The 19,174-nt window shown below is 58.7% G+C and carries 18 protein-coding genes; 10 read left to right on the forward strand and 8 right to left on the reverse strand.

Going from position 1 to position 19,174, the window contains the following annotated elements; all coding sequences use genetic code 11:
* Nucleotide 1: 1 nt before the first annotated feature.
* The 4 genes from rsxA to FZE95_RS11985 form a co-directional block, all read right to left on the reverse strand.
* On the reverse strand, nucleotides 2-586 hold the full coding sequence (gene rsxA, locus FZE95_RS11970; protein ID WP_150301102.1) for an electron transport complex subunit RsxA: 585 nt from the start codon (nucleotides 584-586) through the stop codon (nucleotides 2-4).
* A 213-nt stretch (nucleotides 587-799) separates the two neighbouring features.
* Nucleotides 800-2,866: a methionine--tRNA ligase gene (gene metG / locus FZE95_RS11975; RefSeq protein WP_150301103.1), complete on the reverse strand. Its 2,067-nt coding sequence runs from the start codon at nucleotides 2,864-2,866 to the stop codon at nucleotides 800-802.
* Nucleotides 2,867-3,107: 241 nt separating this feature from the next.
* Entirely contained in the window at nucleotides 3,108-3,254 is a 147-nt protein-coding gene (locus FZE95_RS11980) for an entericidin A/B family lipoprotein (protein WP_150301104.1), read from the reverse strand.
* Between the two features lie 107 nt (nucleotides 3,255-3,361).
* A complete protein-coding gene (locus tag FZE95_RS11985) occupies nucleotides 3,362-4,009 on the reverse strand; it encodes a DUF5666 domain-containing protein (RefSeq protein ID WP_150301105.1) in 648 nt (215 codons plus the stop codon).
* 277 nt (nucleotides 4,010-4,286) lie between these two features.
* Here FZE95_RS11985 and FZE95_RS11990 point away from each other — a divergent pair, with 277 nt between their 5' ends.
* From FZE95_RS11990 to FZE95_RS12025, 8 genes are all read left to right on the forward strand, one after another.
* Nucleotides 4,287-5,249, forward strand: coding sequence for a hypothetical protein (locus FZE95_RS11990; RefSeq protein ID WP_150301106.1), 963 nt, complete (start codon nucleotides 4,287-4,289; stop codon nucleotides 5,247-5,249).
* Between the two features lie 333 nt (nucleotides 5,250-5,582).
* A complete protein-coding gene (gene coxB, locus FZE95_RS11995) occupies nucleotides 5,583-6,683 on the forward strand; it encodes a cytochrome c oxidase subunit II (protein WP_150301107.1) in 1,101 nt (366 codons plus the stop codon).
* A 34-nt stretch (nucleotides 6,684-6,717) separates the two neighbouring features.
* Nucleotides 6,718-8,634 carry a cytochrome c oxidase subunit I gene (ctaD, locus tag FZE95_RS12000; protein WP_223825047.1) on the forward strand — a complete coding sequence of 639 codons (1,917 nt, stop codon included), beginning with the start codon at nucleotides 6,718-6,720 and terminating at the stop codon, nucleotides 8,632-8,634.
* Nucleotide 8,635: 1 nt separating this feature from the next.
* Complete coding sequence (locus tag FZE95_RS12005) at nucleotides 8,636-9,241, forward strand: cytochrome c oxidase subunit 3 (protein ID WP_223825048.1); 606 nt, start codon at nucleotides 8,636-8,638, stop codon at nucleotides 9,239-9,241.
* Between the two features lie 33 nt (nucleotides 9,242-9,274).
* The gene (locus tag FZE95_RS12010) at nucleotides 9,275-9,655 is read left to right on the forward strand and encodes a hypothetical protein (protein ID WP_150301109.1); all 381 of its coding nucleotides are present in this window, start codon (nucleotides 9,275-9,277) and stop codon (nucleotides 9,653-9,655) included.
* On the forward strand, nucleotides 9,652-10,572 hold the full coding sequence (locus FZE95_RS12015) for a cytochrome c oxidase assembly protein (protein ID WP_190324558.1): 921 nt from the start codon (nucleotides 9,652-9,654) through the stop codon (nucleotides 10,570-10,572). The genes FZE95_RS12010 and FZE95_RS12015 overlap by 4 nt, the downstream gene beginning before the upstream one ends.
* Nucleotides 10,559-10,969 carry a c-type cytochrome gene (locus FZE95_RS12020; protein WP_150301111.1) on the forward strand — a complete coding sequence of 137 codons (411 nt, stop codon included), beginning with the start codon at nucleotides 10,559-10,561 and terminating at the stop codon, nucleotides 10,967-10,969. Before FZE95_RS12015 ends, FZE95_RS12020 begins: the two co-directional genes overlap by 14 nt.
* A 10-nt stretch (nucleotides 10,970-10,979) precedes the next feature.
* Entirely contained in the window at nucleotides 10,980-11,861 is an 882-nt protein-coding gene (locus tag FZE95_RS12025; RefSeq protein WP_150301112.1) for a c-type cytochrome, read from the forward strand.
* A gap of 9 nt (nucleotides 11,862-11,870) precedes the next feature.
* Here the strand turns inward: FZE95_RS12025 and FZE95_RS12030 are convergent, their stop codons facing one another.
* The 3 genes from FZE95_RS12030 to FZE95_RS12040 form a co-directional block, all read right to left on the reverse strand.
* Entirely contained in the window at nucleotides 11,871-12,569 is a 699-nt protein-coding gene (locus FZE95_RS12030; RefSeq protein ID WP_150301113.1) for an aspartate/glutamate racemase family protein, read from the reverse strand.
* Nucleotides 12,570-12,685: 116 nt separating this feature from the next.
* Complete coding sequence (locus tag FZE95_RS12035) at nucleotides 12,686-14,680, reverse strand: DUF7844 domain-containing protein (protein WP_150301114.1); 1,995 nt, start codon at nucleotides 14,678-14,680, stop codon at nucleotides 12,686-12,688.
* 25 nt (nucleotides 14,681-14,705) lie between these two features.
* A complete protein-coding gene (locus FZE95_RS12040) occupies nucleotides 14,706-15,023 on the reverse strand; it encodes a DUF2388 domain-containing protein (protein ID WP_150301115.1) in 318 nt (105 codons plus the stop codon).
* Nucleotides 15,024-15,381: 358 nt separating this feature from the next.
* On the opposite strand from FZE95_RS12040, the gene FZE95_RS12045 reads away from it, so the two are divergent.
* A complete protein-coding gene (locus FZE95_RS12045) occupies nucleotides 15,382-16,065 on the forward strand; it encodes a response regulator (protein WP_163983461.1) in 684 nt (227 codons plus the stop codon).
* Nucleotides 16,066-16,124: 59 nt separating this feature from the next.
* Here the strand turns inward: FZE95_RS12045 and FZE95_RS12050 are convergent, their stop codons facing one another.
* The gene (locus FZE95_RS12050; protein ID WP_150301117.1) at nucleotides 16,125-17,462 is read right to left on the reverse strand and encodes a DUF1329 domain-containing protein; all 1,338 of its coding nucleotides are present in this window, start codon (nucleotides 17,460-17,462) and stop codon (nucleotides 16,125-16,127) included.
* 393 nt (nucleotides 17,463-17,855) lie between these two features.
* Between FZE95_RS12050 and FZE95_RS12055 the strand changes: the two genes are divergently transcribed.
* Nucleotides 17,856-19,133, forward strand: a complete 1,278-nt coding sequence (locus tag FZE95_RS12055; RefSeq protein WP_190324559.1) for a response regulator — start codon at nucleotides 17,856-17,858, stop codon at nucleotides 19,131-19,133.
* Nucleotides 19,134-19,174 lie beyond the last annotated feature (41 nt).

The following is a 19,174-nucleotide window of genomic DNA, read 5'->3' on the forward strand; positions in this document are numbered from 1 at the left end:
CTTATAACCTTATGAGTCCGGTGAAACCCATGAACGCCAAGGACATCAGGCCTGCGGTGATCATGCCGATGGCCGCACCGCGGAAAGGTGTCGGCACGTCGGCGATGGCGATGCGCTCACGCAGGCCAGCAAACAGGATCAGGATCATGGAAAAGCCGACCGCTGCGCCGAGGCCGTAGAAAGCTGACTTCATGAAGGTCTGTTCGGCGCGGTTGGTGTTCAGCAGCGCTACGCCGAGCACGGCGCAGTTGGTGGTGATCAGCGGCAGGAAGATGCCCAGCACGCGATACAGCAGCGGGCTGGTCTTGTGCACCACCATCTCGGTGAACTGCACGACGACGGCAATCACCAGAATGAAAGAGATGGTGCGCAGGAACTCCAGCTCGAAGGGCACCAGAATGTACTGGAACGTGAGGTAACTGAGAATCGACGCCAGCGTCAGCACGAAGGTAGTTGCCATTGACATGCCGATGGCCGTTTCCAGCTTGCCGGACACGCCCATGAATGGACAGAGCCCGAGAAACTGCACCAGTACGAAGTTGTTGACCAGTATGGTACTGACCAGGATCAGAGCAAATTCCGTCATGTCATCTAACCGTGTTTGAAGTCGCTGGGAAACATGGGTCAGGTCGCCTATCGTGCCCTGGCCGCGTTACTGCCGGCCTGTCCAGGACACGCTGTGAATCAGGTCCCTCTCAGCAGGCATCCCGTATTGTTCTATGTCCACTGTCCTTCGTCGCCCGAACGAGCGCAAAAAACCAGCCAACAACGCCGATCTCTCCGTTCCAGCTTCCAGCCCTTATTTGACCCGCTGTCCCGGCTTGGCGCCCGTATCGGGACTGAGCAGGTAGATTTCTTCGCCGCCGGGCCCCGCCGCCAGTACCATTCCTTCAGATACACCGAACTTCATCTTCCGCGGCGCCAGGTTGGCTACGTAAAGCGTCAGGCGACCTTCGAGTTTGCTCGGGTCGGGATAGGCGCTCTTGATACCTGAGAATACGTTGCGCTTGGCATCGCCGATATCGAGCGTCAGGCGCAGCAGTTTGTCCGCGCCTTCAACAAATTCGCATTTCTCGATCAGTGCAATGCGCAGATCAACGGCGGCGAACGTATTGAAATCGATCTCGTCGCCAATCGGCTCCTTGGTCAATTCGCCATTGCCGGTGGCTACTGTAGCTGCGGCAGCCTGTTCGGTAGTGGCCGCTTCCAGGTCTTCTTTGGATGCTTCGACCATGGCTTCGATTCTGGCCGGCTCGATGCGCGTAAGCAACGGCTTGAACGGATTCAACTGGTGATCGGCGAGCAGTGTTTCGTGGCTCTTCCAGGTCAGCTCGGGCACGTTGAGGAAGGCCTCGGCATCGGTCGCAAGGTGCGGCAGGACCGGCTTGAGAAAAATCACCAGCTGACGGAACAGGTTGATGCCCAGCGAGCAGATCGCCTGCACTTCATCCTGCTTGCCTTCCTGCTTGTTCAATGCCCAGGGCGCTTTATCGGCAATGTAGGCATTGGCCCTGTCCGCCAACCCCATGATGTCGCGCATGGCCCGGGCAAAGTCACGTTTCTCATAGGCATCTGCAATGCCGGGCGCGGCCTTGGCAAAGGCCTCGGTCAGCTCAGGAGCGGGGTTCGCCGCGACCATCACGCCTCCGTTGCCCTTATGGATGAAGCCCGCACAGCGGCTGGCGATGTTGACTACCTTACCGACTAGATCGGAATTGACCTTCTGGACGAAATCTTCAAGGCTCAGATCCAGATCTTCCACGCCGCGGCCCAGCTTGGACGCGTAGTAGTAGCGCAGGTATTCAGGCGACAGGTGCTCAAGGTAGGTGCGCGCCTTGATGAACGTGCCCCGGGATTTGGACATCTTCTGTCCGTTGACCGTCAGGTAACCGTGCACGTTGACCGCAGTAGGCTTGCGGAAACCCGCCCCCTCGAGCATCGCCGGCCAGAACAGCGTGTGAAAGTTGATGATGTCCTTGCCGATGAAGTGATACAGCTCGGCGGTGGAGTCGGCGCCCCAGAAGGCTTCGAAGCTCAGTTCTGGACGGCGCGCGCACAGATTCTTGAAACTGGCCATGTAGCCGACCGGCGCATCCAGCCATACGTAAAAATACTTGCCCGGCTCGCCTGGAATCTCGAAACCGAAGTAGGGCGCGTCACGGCTGATATCCCATTCGTGAAGACCTGAATCCAGCCATTCGGAAATCTTGTTTGCCACTGACTCCTGCAAGGCCCCGCCGCGGGTCCATTGCTTGAGCATGTCGGAGAAGTCCTGCAGGCGGAAGAAGAAATGCTTGGAGTCGCGCAGTACCGGGGTGGCACCGGAGATGGCCGAGCGCGGCTCCTTCAGTTCGGTCGGCTCGTAGGTAGCGCCGCACTTCTCGCAGTTGTCACCATACTGGTCTTCAGCCGCACATTTGGGGCACGTGCCCTTGATGAACCGGTCAGCCAGGAACATCTTCTTCTCGGGATCAAAATACTGGGTCACCGAGCGGGTGCTGATATGGCCAGCGTCTTTCAATCTTTCATATATAAGCGAAGACAGCTCGCGATTCTCTTCCGAATGCGTGGAATGATAATTGTCGAAATCCACGAGAAAATCGGCGAAATCGGCAGAATGCTCCGCTTTCACGTTATCAATCAGCTGCTCAGGCGTGATGCCTTCCTTTTCGGCACGCAACATGATGGCCGAGCCATGGGCGTCATCGGCACACACGTAAATGCACTGATTACCGCGCAGCTTCTGAAAACGCACCCACATATCGGTCTGAATGTACTCGAGCATATGCCCCAAATGGATCGAACCGTTGGCATAGGGCAGGGCGCTGGTTACAAGAATCTGGCGTTGGCTGGCATTCTGAGACATGGGCGTTTGGGTACTTTCCGGTTAGCTGATGAAAGGGGGGCGATGATAGCAGAAGGGGACGGGCGGGGGTATGGCGGGCATGGTGCCGAGCGTTGCGTTAACGCATCAGACAAGGTGATTATGGGTAATGCCGGGACGTTGCTCCTGTGCAACCGAACAGCAGCCTCAGGCAGTCATGGGGACGACTCAAAAGACTCGGCCCCTATGGCGGGGCCAGGTCCTTGGCAGCTACTAATACATTTCAGTAGTTGCGATTCTCGCGTGATTCTTCCTCAATGCCTTCGCCCGCCGCTTCGATGTCCTGGCCCGCGCCTTCCATGGTGTTGCAACCGGCAACAGCAAACAGCAGGGTGATACTCAACAGGAATGTTCTGGTTACTAGGTTCATGATTTATCCTCGATTGGAGAGTTATTGGATTGCTCTCACTGCTACTGACAGCGAGGCGGTAAAACCGTTCATCGAGTCAGTTTGTTGTCGGGACAAGCCCGGCGGTGTTATTGCCGGTTGGCCATGGTGGTTACGTAATCGGCTATGAATACTCGCCCTTCGAAGAACCTGTCATCGAGGCTGCCAGTGGCAACAACCTCGTCTCCCGTTTCAAGTTGTTGATAACCCTCATCGTCCAGCGGATTGTTAGTCATCTCGTCCACTGCGACGGTGATTAGCCGGGTCCCGGTGCTGATCTGGAAGGTTTCGTCTTCGCGGTCTATGGCGGTGACCGTCCCCTGTATCGAGGTGGCGCCTTCTATGATCGGGTAGGTAACCGGAGCGAAGGTTCGCTGTACGCGCGTCGTTTCGTCATCGACAGGGTTGGCGAAAAAATAGGTTCCGATGTTTTCCACAAAAACGCTACTTGCTTCGATGCTGGTGGCCTCAAAAAAATCGTCGTCAATCATGCCGTCTACGGTGACACGATCCCCCGTGACCAGTTTGTAACCGTCAGCGTCCCGATCGTTGTCATCCATTTCCACGATGACCGTGGCGTCGCCGTAATCGAGAGTGAAGGCGTTGGGGCTGACGGCTTCGACCGTGCCGCTGATGCTTATCCAGCTGTCGTCCGGCATCTGTTGCGGATCCTGTGCCCACGCTGAAGCAGACAGAACTGCAGCACTGCAAGCAGTGATTAGGTCTTTTCTGTTCATCTGGTGTCTCCTCGTTTCGTTGGAGCGCGGGGCGAGTCCTCTGTCAGCAAGCCTCATGTTCCGGTTTCGGACTGCCCGTTATTTTTACGTCACTGGCTGGCTCTGCAAGTTCCGGAAAATTCTGGACGCTCATCAGAATCTGACCCTGCGCGAGCGTGAGCGGTACGCCCCGAATGAAACTCTGCGCTGAGCCCGGCGGTCCTAGCTTCCCTAGACCCCGGGGTATGTCTTGTCCCGAGTCCACAGCCGATCAGGCTCACCATCAGGAGTGGTCCATATGGAAACTTTATGCGCCGATGTAGCACGTATCGAACGCTACGACAGCTCAGCACGGGAATATACGCTGGCGATCATTGTCGACGAGGACCATGCTTCCCGGATAGCACTGGAAGGTGGGCAGCACGCCTGGCAGTCCACGCTGCGCTATGACCGCCTCTACCGGAACCTGGATCCTGCGACCGGTAAGGTGGCATTCAGATTCGAAGATGTCCCGGCGGCGCAAGGCGGCGAATATCAGCTAATGAGCTTGATAGCCGAGGCTGGCCGTGGTGCGGAGTTTTCCGAGCTGGTGATGTTCGGCAAACGTCTGGTTACCTTTGATGATCGTACCGGGCTGGTATGTGAGGTGCGTGACAAGAATCAGCTTGTGCCCAGGCATATCCTCATGACCGGGAGTGGGGACGAGGAATTCAAGGGCTTCAAATCGGAATGGGCGACACTTCAAGACGATGACCTGGTCGTCGGCAGTCACGGCAAGAAGCCGACCGAGGAATGGGTCAAGGTATTGGATCGCAGCTACGGCCTCAAGAGCGTCGACTGGCGTGAGCGTTACCAGAAGATGCGTGAGGCGTTGCAGGTTGGCGAGCATGGCTATGTCATCCATGAGGCTGCCGAGTGGCATCCCTATCGCCGGGAATGGCTGTTCTTTCCGCGCAAGGTGTCTTCAGAGCCGTTCGATGAAACCATTGACGAGCGGGAGCGGGGCAACAACAAGCTGCTGATCGCAAACGAAGACTTCAGTGATATCCGCGTCATCGCGGTAGGTGAGCGCGTGCCTGAACGCGGTGTTTCGTCCTTCAAGCTTCTGCCGGGGCATCCGGACGAATGCGTCGCCCTTAAAAGTGTCGAGATTGGCGATCGCACCGAGAGCTATCTGTTCTGCTTCAATCTGGACGGAACAATATTGAAAGACGACACGTTTATCGGAGACTACAAATGCGAAGGGCTGGAAATCCTCTGAGTTCCAGGAAGGCTGTTGAATGGTCGCACTTGCCCTGTGCCGTCTGCTCAGATGAGGGTGGGCGTCGGCGGAGATCGGAATCAATCGAGACGATCACTGTCCCAAAGGGAGACTGATCGCAGCATAATCAGAAACCAGGTATTACCGAGGGAGCCAGAACCGGTCAGCTGAGGTTGAGTGGCCGATACCCCGCAGTCAGGCAGCTCCAGCGAGCGTAACGGTAACAACAGGCGCCCTGGTCGTTATGGAGGTAGCCGCCATCAACATCGCAGTCATCTGTTTTCTTGTCGCAACGGGTCATGATCGCTGGCCCATCAGCTCCGAACGCGCCCTATGACGTTCCGATGCCGGAACGTACTGGTGTTGGCGGCGGCATTGGTAGCCGAATCCTCGATAGCCAGCCCGCCCAATCAGACAGCGCTTGTGCCCGCCAGCGATCAGGCCGCCGGTATTGCTTCGTTATGGATGGCGATGTTGGTCGGAGGCTGCCTGATCTTTGTCGCGGTGATGTTGATTCTTGCACTGGGTTTGTGGCGCGCGCGGCGACAAGAGCATCGGTTATCTCATCTTGCCAGTCGCAACCTGGTAATCGCCGCTGGCGTGGCCGTCCCGTTGGCGGTGCTGATCGCACTGGTGGCAGGTAGCCTGTTTCTGGGCAATAACATCTCATCCAGGCCACCGGATGGCGCGTTGCATATCGAAGTCATCGGTTGGCGCTGGTGGTGGGAGATCCGCTATCGGGATTCCCAGGGCGAACTGATCGCCACCACTGCCAATGAAATCCATGTGCCAGTGGATAGGCCGGTACGATTGTCGCTGACCTCCGAAGATGTGATCCATAGCTTTTGGGTGCCCAACCTCCACGGCAAGACCGACTTGGTACCCGGCCAGACCAACAGCAGCTGGTTTACCGCCAGGCGAGCCGGCACCTTTCATGGCCAATGCGCAGAGTTCTGCGGCACGCAGCACGCGCTGATGGGCTTCAGGGTGATCGCTCAATCGGCAGCAGAATTCGAAACCTGGCTCGCGCAGCAGGCGCAGCCCGCGCGTCGGGCGGATTCACCTATGCTGCGGCGTGGTCGAGAAGCCTTTGTTTCCGCTGGCTGCGCTAGCTGCCATGTGATTCGCGGCGTTACGCCGCCGGCTCTGGCGAACGCAGTCAAGACTGACAGCAAGAATCCGCTTTCTGCTGACGTCCGCAGCTTGAGCAAGGCCCGGACTGCAGCCAGGGATAAACCGGTACCTGCGCCAGATCTGACCCATTTCGGCTCTCGCCTGACGCTCGCCGCAGGAACGCGACCCAATACGGCAGGCCACATTGGTGGTTGGATATCCGATCCGCAGGGCATCAAGCCGGGGGTCTTGATGCCGCCGACAATGCTCGAGCCAGGCGAACTGACCGCCTTGATCGGGTATCTGCAGAGCCTCCGTTGACGTTAACCCGTTGCTGACAGAACAAGGACCGCACGTGAGCCAAGTGACAGCCAATATGCCCGAATCCGCATCGTCAGCGCCTTCGGAACAGGCCACTGCCGAGCTGAACCGGACCTGGGCCTCCCCAGCCGGGTTCTTCGGCTGGTTTACGCACGTCAACCACCGCAAGATCGGCTTCCGCTTCATCATGACCTCCCTGGTCTTTTTCGTGTTGGCCGGGGTGCTGGCGCTGCTGATGCGTTTGCAACTGATTACGCCGGAAAACAGCCTGATGGGACCGGAGCTGTTCAACCAGCTGTTTACCATGCACGGCACCACAATGATGTTCTTCTTTGCGGTGCCGATCATGGAGGGGCTGGGCATTTATCTGGTGCCGCTGATGATCGGAACGCGGGACATGTGCTTCCCGCGTCTGAACGCGTTCGGCTACTACGTGTATCTCATCGCCGGTATCGTTCTCTATCTGTCGTTGTTCCTTGGAATGGCACCAGCGGCCGGCTGGTTTGCCTACGTGCCGCTGGCCAACGATATGTTCTCGCCGGGCAAGGGCATGGATATCTGGACCACGATGATCACCTTCATCGAGCTGTCGGCGCTGACCGCAGCGGTGGAGTTGATTGTCACCATCTTCAAGCAACGGGCGCCGGGTATGTCGCTTGATCGCATGCCGCTGTTCGTCTGGGCGATTCTGGTGATGTCCTTCATGATCGTGTTTGCCATGCCGACGGTGATGGTCGGCAGCATCCTGCTGATGCTCGACCGTACCCTGATGACCCAGTTCTTTGTGGTCGCCAGCGGAGGCGAGCCGTTGCTGTGGCAGCATCTTTTCTGGTTTTTCGGGCACCCCGAGGTGTACATCATTTTCGTGCCGGCCCTCGGGGTTCTGTCGGCAATCATCACTACCTTTACGCACAAGCGTCTGTTTGGCTATACGGCAATGGTGCTGTCTCTGGTTGCCATTGGCTTCGTTTCCTTCGGCCTGTGGGTGCACCACATGTTCACCACGGGCTTGCCGCATCTGGGGCTCAGTTTCTTCACCGGTGCCAGTGCCATGATCGCCATACCCAGCGGTGTGCAGATCTTCTGCTGGATCGCGTCGCTATGGGGCGCACGCATCCGTTTCGCGACGCCCATGCTGTTCGTTCTGGGGTTCTTCGCGGTCTTCGTGATCGGCGGGCTGACGGGTGTGATGGTGGCGTCGATCCCCTTCGATATGCAGGTACACGACACCTATTTCGTGGTCGCACATTTCCATTACGTATTGATTGGCGGGGCAGTGCTGCCGTTGTTTGGCGGCATCTATTACTGGTATCCCAAGGCGACCGGCCGGCTGATGTCCGAACGGCTCGGGCGCTGGAGTTTCGCGCTGATCTTCATTGGTCTCAATGCCACCTTCTTCCCCATGCATCAGCTGGGGTTGGAGGGTATGCCGCGGCGTGTGTATACCTATCTGGAAACCATGGGGTGGGGGAACCTGAACCTGTTCATCAGTCTCAGCGCCTTTGTTCTTGCGCTGGGTTTCGGACTGACCTTTCTGAACATGTGGATGAGTCGTTCACGCGGGACGCCTGCCGGCCCGAATCCGTGGGACGCCGACTCGCTGGAATGGGCAACCGACTCGCCACCGGCCAACTACAATTTCCGGCACATTCCGGTCGTGCGTAGCGGAACGCCGCTATGGGACGACGCCATTGCCAACGAGCGCCAGTTTGTCAGTGGGCTGCGCAATGACCGCCGCGAAGTGCTGGTGACCACGCTGGTGGATGCAGAGCCGCAGGCCGTGGTGATATTGCCCCAGCCGACCATTTGGCCGGTTTTGCTTGCCGTGGCGGTGAGTATCGGTTTCATCGGAACGATATTCAGCCCATGGGGGTTCTGGCTCGGCTTTTTCCTCAGCTTCTGGATGATCGTCGGCTGGTTATGGCCACGCCGGCCGTGGCAGGAGAATTGACGTGCGCGAACGCTTCGTAATCGATGTCGGTGACTTCTCACGCTTCAATCCCGGCCCGCAGGCGCCGGTCTGGTGGGGAATCCTGGGGTTGGTGGTGATTGAGGCCACCGTCATCATGGCGTTTATCGCCACCTATTTTTATCTGCGCCTGATGGCCCCCGCCTGGCCGCCGGAGGGTGTCGAGCCGCCGCCCTTGTTGCTGCCGTCAATCTCCGTTGTGCTGCTGCTCGGAAGCTCTATGACCATGCAGTGGGGCAGCAAATGCATCGAGAACGAGCAATACAACCGGTTCGTTGTCGCGATGTTCACCTCGGTCGGGCTGGCCTGCACGGTGCTGATGCTCCGTTGGCAGCAGTTCCAGGAGTTGGGCGTGCCCTGGGACGAACATGTCTACGGCTCGATTGTCTGGACGATCATGGGCTTCCATTTCGTGCACTTGATATCCGCCGCCGCCGGGACGCTGGTAGTCGGGATTCTGGGAATCAAGCGTTACTTCAATCCGCAACAGAAGATTGGCGTGGTGGTCGACACGCTGTACTGGAATTTCGTGAGTCTGGTGTGGATTCCGCTGTATCTGGTTGTTTATTGGGTGCCGAGATGGCTGTGAATGGGCCGTCGGAGATCATGAGCGGAGGCTGTTGTGACTGACAAGCGTGCCGATGTGAACAGCGGACCTGGTGTCCTCGCGCTGACTGCAGGCTGGGGATTGGCCGTCGCGGCCTGGGGCCTGCATCTGGCGATCAGCTATAGCATTGTCGAGTGGTACTGCAACCGGGGTGGGGATTACGCACCGCAGAGCATTTCGCTGGTTTTGAATATCGTCGCCCTGTGCATGCTGATCCTCGCCGGGGCTGGGCTGTACCTGGCCGGGCGCAATTTGCGTGCGGTCCGGCAGTTGGGGCACGAAGCCAGCAGTCGCAGCCGCTTTCTGGCGACTGGCGGTCCGCTCATCAGCGTCTTGATGCTGGGCGTGATTGTCATGCAGAGCGTACCCAACCTGGTACTGAGCCCATGCCAATGAGCCGTTCATGCCTGATGGTGATGCTCGCTCTGGTAGCCACACCGAGCCATGCCCACCTGGTTGGGCCGGCGAGCAGCGAATTTCATTGGTGGCATGTGGATCCCGTTGCGGTGGTTCTGCTGCTTGTCATGGCTGTGGCCTACGCCATTGGCATCAAGCAACAGGGTCGCCGAGCGCAGGTCGATGCGGCGGCCTTCAAGCGTCGTCAACTGTATTTCTGGGCGGGTTGGCTGACGTTGGTGATCGCTCTGGCTTCGCCACTCGACCCGCTGGGTGAGCAGCTATTTGCCGCGCACATGCTGCAACATGAAGTGATGATGCTGATCACTGCGCCGCTGCTGATATTGAGCCGCCCCGGCGCGGCGATGCTGCGTGGGTTGCCACGCGTTGTCGGGCGCGGCACGGGCGCCATGTTGCGCGGCAACGGTCTGCGCTGGTTCTGGTCCTGGCTTGCCACGCCGCTGGTTGCCTGGTTGGTGCATTTTGCGGTGCTATGGGGCTGGCATCTGCCTGTGCTGTTTTCTGCTGGCCTGGAAAATACCTGGATTCATGCGCTGCAGCACCTGAGCTTTTTCTGGGTGGCATTGCTGTTCTGGTGGGCGTTGGTACGCGCGCGTCAGAATGGCTCTGCGGTGGGGGTGCTGTATTTGTTCACCACCGCTGTGCATGCCAGCGTACTCGGCGCATTGCTGACGTTCTCGCCGGAAGTCTGGTACGCGCCCTATCTGCAGACAGCCCCCGAGTGGGGGCTCAGTGCACTGGAAGATCAACAGCTGGGCGGCTTGATCATGTGGATGCCATCCGGGCTGGTATACGTTGCGGCGGCGCTTTTCGAAGTTGCCAGCTATATGCGCAACAGCGCCCGTCGCGCGGCGCAGATCGACAGCGCGAGAGGAGCTGATCATGCGCAGCAGTAGGGCATTGGCGGTGCCGCTGCGTCGCCTGGCCAAAGGCATTCGACCAGTGCTCGTGCTGCTGACGGCTGCGACGCTGGCAGGCTGCCCGGAGCTGGATTGGGGAACAGGCAAATCCGAAGTGCAGGCGCAGAAAGGCGCTCAGCTGATACGCGATTATGGATGCGGTAGCTGCCACCGGATCCCCGGAATAACCGGGGCGGACGGGCTGGTCGGGCCGAGCCTGGAATTGATCGGCCGGCGGGCCTATCTCGGCGGCGTGGTACCTAACCAGCCGGAGACCATGGTGCGCTGGCTGATGGATCCGCAGGGAGTGGACCCGCGTACCGCAATGCCGAACCTTGGGTTGGCCGAAGATGAGGCCAGAGCCATTTCGGCTTATCTGGACACACTGAAGTGATTGGAACGAAATGATTATCTTGCGACGCAAGAAGCCGAGTGTCTACGTAGTGGCTACGTTGTTTGTGCTGATGCTGCTTGGCATCGTGGGCGGCGTGTTGTTCGTCTATCTGGGCTTATACAACGTCTCGGCCTTGAAACAGCACACCCAGCCAGTGTATGCGGTAGTCGACAAGGCGCTGCGCGCATCCATCAGTCAACGTGCGGAGGAAATCAACGCGCCGCCGCTCGACGGCTTCGACTGGCAAGGCGAGGGCCTGCGCCTGCATCGGGACAACTGTGTGCAGTGCCATGGCGCTCCGGGCGTAGCCCCTGAAGCCTTCGCGTTGGGTATGACGCCGGTGCCCGCAGCGAATGCCCGCATGGCACGCGAACGCAGTGTCAGCGAGCTGTACTGGGTGATCAATCACGGGATCAAGATGACCGGCATGCCGCCGTGGAAATATCGGCTGAGTGAACGCCAGATGTGGAGCGTCGTTGCCTTCATCAAGCAATCGGCGTATCTGAGCGCTGAGGATTACCAGAAGCTTGTTGCTTCGCTCGACACGCCGGAATCCAGCGGCGGGGCTGCGGCTTCGCCTGCACGCGCATCAACCGGCGAAACGCCGGAGGAGAGAGGTTCTCTGGCAGTACAACAATATGGCTGCGTAACCTGCCATGCCATTCCGGGCATTACCGGGGCTGCCGCGCATGTCGGGCCACCATTGGGCGGTATCGCCAATCGTGCGTTCATTGCCGGTGTGCTACCGAATACGCGGGAAAATATGATCCACTGGATCCGCTCACCCCAAGAGATAGACCCGCTCAGTGCCATGCCCGGGCTGGGTGTGACCGAAGAGGATGCCGAGAATATGGCCAGCTTTCTGGCAACCTTGAAGGACAAGCGGCCCTGATCGTCGTACCTAGCCATCCTGGCCTATAGCGTAGGCGACAGCTTCGTTGACATGGATTTGGGTCGTGTCATAAAGCGGCACCTTGCTGTGCTGTTGCTGAACCAGCAAGGCGATCTCCGTGCAGCCCAGGATGACGGCCTGGGCACCCTGGTCAGCCAGCGAATCAATCACAGCGAGATACCGGGTTCGCGACTGATCGTTGACGATGCCCTGGCAGAGCTCCGAGTAGATGATGTCATGTATCAAGGCCCGATCCTGTGCCTCCGGTACCACCACGTCTATGCCTTGCGCTTCGATGCGCTCCCGGTAGAACGCGTGTTCCATGGTGTAGCGCGTGCCGAGCAGGCCGGCCCGGCTTATGCCGTCGGCTTTCAGGGCGCGAGCCGTGGCGTCCGCGAGATGCAGGATGGGTATGTCGATCCGTTGCTGAATCGCAGGCGCCACTTTGTGCATGGTGTTGGCGCAGATGAGCAGAAAATCCGCACCGGCCGACTGCACAGCCACTGCGGCATCGCCGAGCAACACTGCGGCCTGATCCCAGTGGTCTCTTGCTTGCAGTTCGGCAATCTCCGCGAAGTCGACGCTATGCAGGAGAATCCTGGCTGAATGCAGGCCACCGAGTTGCTGGTTTATCCCCCGGTTCAGGGCGCTGTAGTAGCTTTGGGTGGATTCCCAACTCATCCCGCCGAGCATGCCGATCGTTTTCATGAAAGCTCCCTTGTAATCAGTTTCACGTTAGGCTTTTGTTGCCGAGACAGATCAGCATAGTTCGACGGGCGGCAATGCGGGGTAAATCTGTCCAGCGCGGCGTGCGTCGGGCGGGGTCACGGAAGCTCCAGTCCGCCGGCGTCCCGGTGCAACTGGCGCAGCAGATCACCCAGCTGACTGATGTTGGCTCTGGCTGACTCAAGCTCGGTGAGCTGTTCAGGTGTCAATAAACGTTGGGCGCCTTGATCCAGTGATTCAAGCAAATCCAGAAGCTCACGCTGCCGCGCGCCGCTAGTCTCTCTCAACGCCTGCCATTCCCCAGGTTGGGGTAGCCCATAACCATCAGGAAGCAGTTGTGCAGGACTGCTCAGAAAGCTGCTCTCCACCATTGCCTGGCGCATGAAATCCGCCGTCTCGCTGAGATCCGGGTCAGCCAGGCGGTCCCCGGATAGATACCGCTCTTTCAGTTCATGCCTGATTGTCAGTGCCAGGCGATGCAGCGCCGCCTGTTCCAGCAGCAGCAACGCCGCTGCAGTACGGTAATCCGCTTTGGCAAACCAGCGTTGACGATCACCGGCGGACCAGTCCAGCCAGTCCTCGACTGCGTTCGGCGGCACTTCAAGCCGTTCGCGTACCACGGAATACATCTGCTGATAGCGCTCGCGATAGGAATCGAAATACCAGCCTTTGCGCAGCGCTTCGCTGCGGTTTTGCAGCACCGAGGTATCGGCCATTCCGCGGGCTTCGAGGCTGCTCAACAAGCCGATGGGCGTGATGCTGTCGAGGTCGCGCAGTGCCTGATGATCACTGCCGCTGCGTAGTAGCTTCAGGGTTTCCACTGCACAGTTATTGGAGATGAAGTAATAGGTGCCGTCATAGCTCCAGTGCATTTCCGCGGCGCGCCCGGCCAGGCTGATCTGTTGAGCTCTACTCAGACGCAGCGGGATGGAGCTCAGACTGCGTAGCTCCTGTTTGGTGTATTCGTCTACCACCTGGTTCAACGGCAGCAAAAACAGCCGGGAAGGGTAGTTCCCAATCAACCCATCCCAGCTGGACAGTTGCACATCATTGACGAAGGCTCGAAACGACAGCACCAGATGATGCTCAAGATCGAGCAGACACTCTGGTCCGCGAGGCCGGCCTGGCGCACACATAACCAGGCGCAGCATGCTGTGCCCCCAACGGCTGGCCCAGGCGTCGTTTGGTTCGGCAAGCAGATAATGCACTTGATAAATGCGCTCGGGATCCAGCCAGCCTAGCGCAGGGCTGGAGGAATCAAGGCCGGCGTTTATGAAGGGTAGTTCATTGGCACAGTTCTGTTCGAAGCGCGGTGCCCAGTCGAAATGCCTGGCAAAATATGCATGCAGCGCAGGGCGACGGCAGCGGTATTGCGGGTCCGACAGGAAATACTCCAGATTGACGGCCACGAACTCCCGCGGACTGGTCAGTTCATAGTCGTCAGGCGTACGGGCCAGTTGGCGATTTTCCGCTTCTCTCTGCCCACGTGCGCCAACCTGTTCCGGCCAGCCGGCCAAGTCGAGCAGCCGAGGATCATCACTGAGCGTATATCGCCGGCTGATCTGGCCACGGCATTCTGAGGGCAACCCGATATCGCCCAGGGCGTCGTGCTGAGCCTGACAACGTCGCAGTAGTCGCTGGTGGTCGTCCGACACGTACAGGCCACGGTCATAGAAGTGCGCGATTTCATGCACGAGGGTAGCGACCAGTTCGCGCTGCAGGGTGTCATGGGTGCGTCCAGCCGGCAGAATGGCGTCATCGCCCGCTATCAGTGCTGGCAGAAACTGGCGGTTGAGCTGCACCTGGCCGCCTGGCGTGGCGCGCCCGATTACTTGGGTGGGCAGGGTGTCTATCCATTCCACGGTTATCTGGCGGTCCAGTTGCTGGACCAGCTGAGGCGGCAGGATAGTGCTGGTGTGCTCGAGCAATGTGCGGCTAGCTGCTGCTTCTTCAGGGGTCAACGGGCCGTCAGCCAGATGCCATTCAAGCGCAGCCTGTGCCGGACTGGTTGCCCAAACAAGCGCTAGCAGCCCGGCGCAGCGAAGAGCCAGACGGATCAGGCGACCGCGCTGCAGCTGCCGGGCGCTACTCATCCTGATACGGCAGATCAAGGTTCATTCAAAGTGCCAGGATGGCGGCGGCCAACTGCATATCACTTGCTTCGAGATCCGGTAACGCGCTGCGAATATGCGCCAGAGCTGCTTCCAGGCGCACGCCGCGGACACCGCCGTCGCTGCCGACGAAGCTTGCTGCGTCTTCGCGCGCTTCCAGAACCACCTTGTCATCGCCGACCGAAGAGGTGACGTCGCTGGTTGCCTCAACGGTGTTGGCGAGCGACGAGCCGATGGCATCGGTGGTTCCGATGAAGCTGCTGGCGGTAGCCGCGCCCGACAGGCCCAGAACACCTGCCGCAATAAACATGGTTAGACGATGCATGGTAAATCCTCGAATAAATGAGACGGATCAGGCCAGGGGCCTGGTGCGCGTCGCGCTGCTTGTACACGCCGCCTGTGGATCATACCCGTTTCGCCAAAGCATTCGAAACCTGACAGGCGAGACAGGGAGCACGAGCGGGTGGTTGAGGGGCAAATGCACATCATGTGTAAGCGACCAAACCGCTGCGTAGCCAGGCCAGGTATGGCCATTTAACGTCAGGCGTTCGCAACCGCAGGGTTGATCGTTGCTAACGACGTCACATTTATGAAAGACAGCTGTGTCTGCAGAGGACGTATTTTTTATGCTACGCGGTATGGATCTGCATCGCGCATGAGGCGCGATGCTGGAAAAGGGCAGAATGGACATGGGTTCTAAACGGGTTCTGATAGTCGACGATTCGCGCTCGGCACGCCACGTCTTGAAACGCCAGCTAAAGCAGCACGGACTCGTAGTGGATGAAGTGGATTCAGCCGAAGACGCTTTGCAGTATCTTCTGTATCGAAGACCGCACGCTATTTTCATGGATCACACCATGCCGGGCATGGATGGCTTCCAGGCTGTACGCATCATCAAGGGCAACCCCGCCACCGGGATGATCCCCGTCATGATGTACACCTCAAAGGAGGGGGGCGACGTTTTTCTCGGTCAGGCCAGGGCTCTTGGTGCCGTCGGGGTGATTCCCAAGGGCATCGAGTCTGCAGACCTGGCTGCCGCGCTGGATTCGCTGAAGTTGCTGGAGCCGGAGGAAGAGCCGGCGCCTGTTCAGAAGATTGCAACCGAAACAGCTGGTGCGCCTGCTGTGGCGGCGGAAGCCGAGACGCTCGGGCGCGAGGCGGCAGAGGAGGCGATGTTCAGGTTTATGCGGCCGCATCTGGACGCCCATGCACGCCGAATGCAGTCAATCGTCAAATCGGAATTCAAGGCCATGCGTGAATCGATCAAGCCAGCCAAAAACGCGCCGGTCCTGGAGATGTGGCCTGCAGCTGTTGGCGGAGTGATCGTTGGCGCCGTGCTGGCAACCGTGATCTCCGCCGTCATCTAGCATGGTTGTTGCCGCCTCGTTGATCTCATTGAAACGGCAACACTTCTGCTGACTTTCCTTTAGTTACCGCTGCGGCGCAGGGCTTGCGGCGAGAAGTCTCTCGGGTTCAGCTCGACGTTGAAATTGTACATTGGTTCGTTGTTATCCAGCCCATCAGCGAAGTAATCGCCGGTCTTCAGGTGATAGAGCGTTTCGAGGGTACTGTTGAACATGGGCACATCGTAATAGCTGATAGGATGGCTTTCCTGCAGGCCAATCAGCTCACCCTTCTTGTCGCGCAGGTCCACTGCAAGAATTTGCCAGCTGTCCTCGTCAATATAAAAGCGACGGCTTTCGTAGGGATGGCGCAGACCGAATCTCAGCTGTGCATCAACAACCCACACCCTGTGCAACTCATAGCGCAACAGCTCTGGGTTCAGCGCTTTCGGCTGGATGATCTTGTCGTAAGGGATGCCTTGCTGGTGAACGGCATAGCTGTTGTACGGCACAAGCATTTCGCGCTTGCCTACCAGCGTCCAGTCATAACGATCGGGAGCGCCGTTGTACGAATCCACCACATCGGCAATGGCCAGTCCGCTGGTATCGGGTTGTACCGAGTCATAGGCCAAGGAAGGCAGACGACGGACCCGGCGGTTATCTGGGCTGTAACGCCACGCACGGCGGGTAGTCAGCACCTGATCCAATGGATCCTGCACGACCAGAGCGGTGCCGGAAAGCTTGGCCGGCGCGGTGACCACATATTTGTAGTACAGCGAAGTGTTATCCAGATCCGCTTCGGTCATGCCTTCGCGTCCATAGACATAGTAGATCTGCCGGTCGCGCTTGATCAGGTTGCTGTTGCCGTTGATGACTACCGCCTGATTGTTGATGAAATGAGTCTGGTCGCCCTTGTAATGAAGAATATGGTTCCAGATCGCCTCCATCCCGCCCTGGGGGATGGGGAACGGAACGCCGGCCGCCGCTCCCCGGACGCCATTGCCATTGGACATGAGCTCGGCGTTTACTGCGTTCTGGCGGGTGGCATCGTAGATGCGCTGGGGGGCCGATGCACTGCGGCGAGTCGGGAATACACGCAAATAATAGTCGGGATTGCGTTCAAGCAGATCGATCAGGCCGTCCGGCAGTTGATCGGCATGCTCCTGCAGATTCGAGCTGTCGACTCGATACAGCTCGGCGTCGGTATTGTAGGGGTCAAGGTGGTGCATGCCAGGCTGATAGCCAGCGGGCGGTTTGACACCTCCGGTCCATGCCGGAACGGTGCCTGCGTCATTGCCGGCCTGCTCAGCGCCCAGCGGTGTCAGATCCCGACCGAGACGTTCTGCCTCTTGCGGGTCGACCTTGGCGTGCGCCTGTCCGATGAATACAGCCAGCAATGCTATGCCAAACTTCCTGTACATTATTTTCTCCTTTACGTACCTGGTTCCGGGACCGGAAAGCGGTTCGCCTCGACATGAACCGATTTGATGTGCTTTGAACGGATCTCAAACGACCTTTTGAGGGCGGATTGTATCCGGCAATTGCGACGGATAATGGGGTGGCTACAAAAACCATACAAAAAGCTTTCAGGGGCGTCTTGCCATTCGGTGAAGGCGTACTTTTGGCCATTACCCCATACGGGCGATAGCGCTCTGATAGCGGTCACGATTGTATTGCCAAGTTGCATTTTGGCCGCGCACACCGTCACAGATTCGCAACAAGGTATGTGCCTGTAACCGGTGTGTTCCCTATGCTGGCCGAAATAATACGCCATCGGGCATACGCCTGATGCCAGTTCAGAAGCGGATATGGCCATGGGTTCAAAACGCGCACTGGTGGTCGACGATTCACGTTCGGCACGCCTTGTCCTGAAACGGCTACTTGAGCAACACGGCATCATCGTGGATGAGGTCGAGTCCGCCGAAGATGCGCTCGAATACCTCATCTATACCAAGCCGCACGCGATTTTCATGGATCACATGATGCCTGGTATGGATGGTCTCGAGGCGGTCGGGATCATCAAGCGCGACCCGGCCACTGCGTTGATTCCGATCATGATGTATACGTCGAAGGACGGCGAAGAGTTGTTCCTGGGTCAGGCACGCGCGTTGGGCGCCGTGGGTGTACTACCCAAGGAAGTGAAGCCGGCGGATCTGGAGGTGGTGCTCGGGTCGCTGCGCCTGATTGGCGCTGCGGCAGAAGAGGCCGATCAAGCTGAAGAGCCTGCGCCGGCGCAGCCTTCACGCACACCGCTGGAAATGAATAGCCTGGCGCGCGAGGCGGCGGACGAAGCCATGATCGAGCTGCTCAAGCCGCAGCTCGAGCAGCAAGTATCCAGGTTGCACCAGAGCCTGAAGTCGGACCTGCGGCGCTTCTTCGACGAGATCCAGACGCCACCGCCCGAGGTGCCCGTGCAGCGCAGCTGGCCGTCGCTGGTGGGGGGCGTAGTACTCGGCGCATTGTTGATGATGTTGAGCTACAAAATCCTTCTGGTAGATCCGGACGCTGCGCAGGCCGGACCCGTTGCCGAACTCAGCACGCCCGGCCCGGAGCAGGGCAGCGTCCTGCTGGGTGCCCTGGCTCAGCAGCGCGGCCGTGCGGAACATGAGAAGGAATCGCTGCTGCGCGGAATCGAATGGGCATTGAATCGCGACGGGCAATATGCGCCGGATGAGATCCCCTTCAACGATCGGCGACTCAGCTTTGTCAGCGAACTGATACAAATGCTGCACGGTGGTGGATTCCAGGGCGTTATTCACCTGACGGCGCATGTTGGCGATTGTTGTCTGGTGCAGAATGATCGCGGTGAGATGGTGGTTGCGCCGGACGATTTGCGGTTAGGTGATTGCGAACTGTTCGGTGTTGAGGCGGCCCGCTGGGGTCGCAGCACAGATCTTTTCTCGGTGGGCTTCGCCAATTTCGCCAACCGGGAGCCTCTTGTTGAAGGTAGCCGCATTCGCCTGGTAGCGAAGCCCGCCGTACAACCTGACCCGCTGGTGCAATATCCGGAAATGGACGATTTTCTGCTTGCCGGAGAATGGAATGCCATAGCGCGCCAGAATCAGCGTATAGAAGTGCGCCTAGAGCCCTGAAGACGCGAAGCGAAATCCTGGCTCGACGACTTTGCGGTCGT

It is taken from the genome of Pseudomonas profundi (assembly GCF_008638305.1).
Lineage (GTDB): Bacteria > Pseudomonadota > Gammaproteobacteria > Pseudomonadales > Pseudomonadaceae > Halopseudomonas > Halopseudomonas profundi.

Bases quoted from the DNA above. Each gene is read 5' to 3' on its own strand.
- metG (WP_150301103.1), bottom strand. From the start codon at position 2,866: ATGTCTCAGAATGCCAGCCAACGCCAGATTCTTGTAACCAGCGCCCTG.
- FZE95_RS12020 (WP_150301111.1), top strand. From the start codon at position 10,559: ATGCGCAGCAGTAGGGCATTGGCGGTGCCGCTGCGTCGCCTGGCCAAA.
- FZE95_RS11985 (WP_150301105.1), bottom strand. From the start codon at position 4,009: ATGAACAGAAAAGACCTAATCACTGCTTGCAGTGCTGCAGTTCTGTCT.
- coxB (WP_150301107.1), top strand. From the start codon at position 5,583: ATGACGTTCCGATGCCGGAACGTACTGGTGTTGGCGGCGGCATTGGTA.
- FZE95_RS12050 (WP_150301117.1), bottom strand. From the start codon at position 17,462: ATGTACAGGAAGTTTGGCATAGCATTGCTGGCTGTATTCATCGGACAG.
- FZE95_RS11990 (WP_150301106.1), top strand. From the start codon at position 4,287: ATGGAAACTTTATGCGCCGATGTAGCACGTATCGAACGCTACGACAGC.
- rsxA (WP_150301102.1), bottom strand. From the start codon at position 586: ATGACGGAATTTGCTCTGATCCTGGTCAGTACCATACTGGTCAACAAC.
- FZE95_RS12015 (WP_190324558.1), top strand. From the start codon at position 9,652: ATGAGCCGTTCATGCCTGATGGTGATGCTCGCTCTGGTAGCCACACCG.
- FZE95_RS12035 (WP_150301114.1), bottom strand. From the start codon at position 14,680: ATGAGTAGCGCCCGGCAGCTGCAGCGCGGTCGCCTGATCCGTCTGGCT.
- FZE95_RS12040 (WP_150301115.1), bottom strand. From the start codon at position 15,023: ATGCATCGTCTAACCATGTTTATTGCGGCAGGTGTTCTGGGCCTGTCG.
- FZE95_RS12045 (WP_163983461.1), top strand. From the start codon at position 15,382: ATGGACATGGGTTCTAAACGGGTTCTGATAGTCGACGATTCGCGCTCG.
- FZE95_RS12055 (WP_190324559.1), top strand. From the start codon at position 17,856: ATGGGTTCAAAACGCGCACTGGTGGTCGACGATTCACGTTCGGCACGC.
- FZE95_RS12030 (WP_150301113.1), bottom strand. From the start codon at position 12,569: ATGAAAACGATCGGCATGCTCGGCGGGATGAGTTGGGAATCCACCCAA.
- FZE95_RS11980 (WP_150301104.1), bottom strand. From the start codon at position 3,254: ATGAACCTAGTAACCAGAACATTCCTGTTGAGTATCACCCTGCTGTTT.
- FZE95_RS12025 (WP_150301112.1), top strand. From the start codon at position 10,980: ATGATTATCTTGCGACGCAAGAAGCCGAGTGTCTACGTAGTGGCTACG.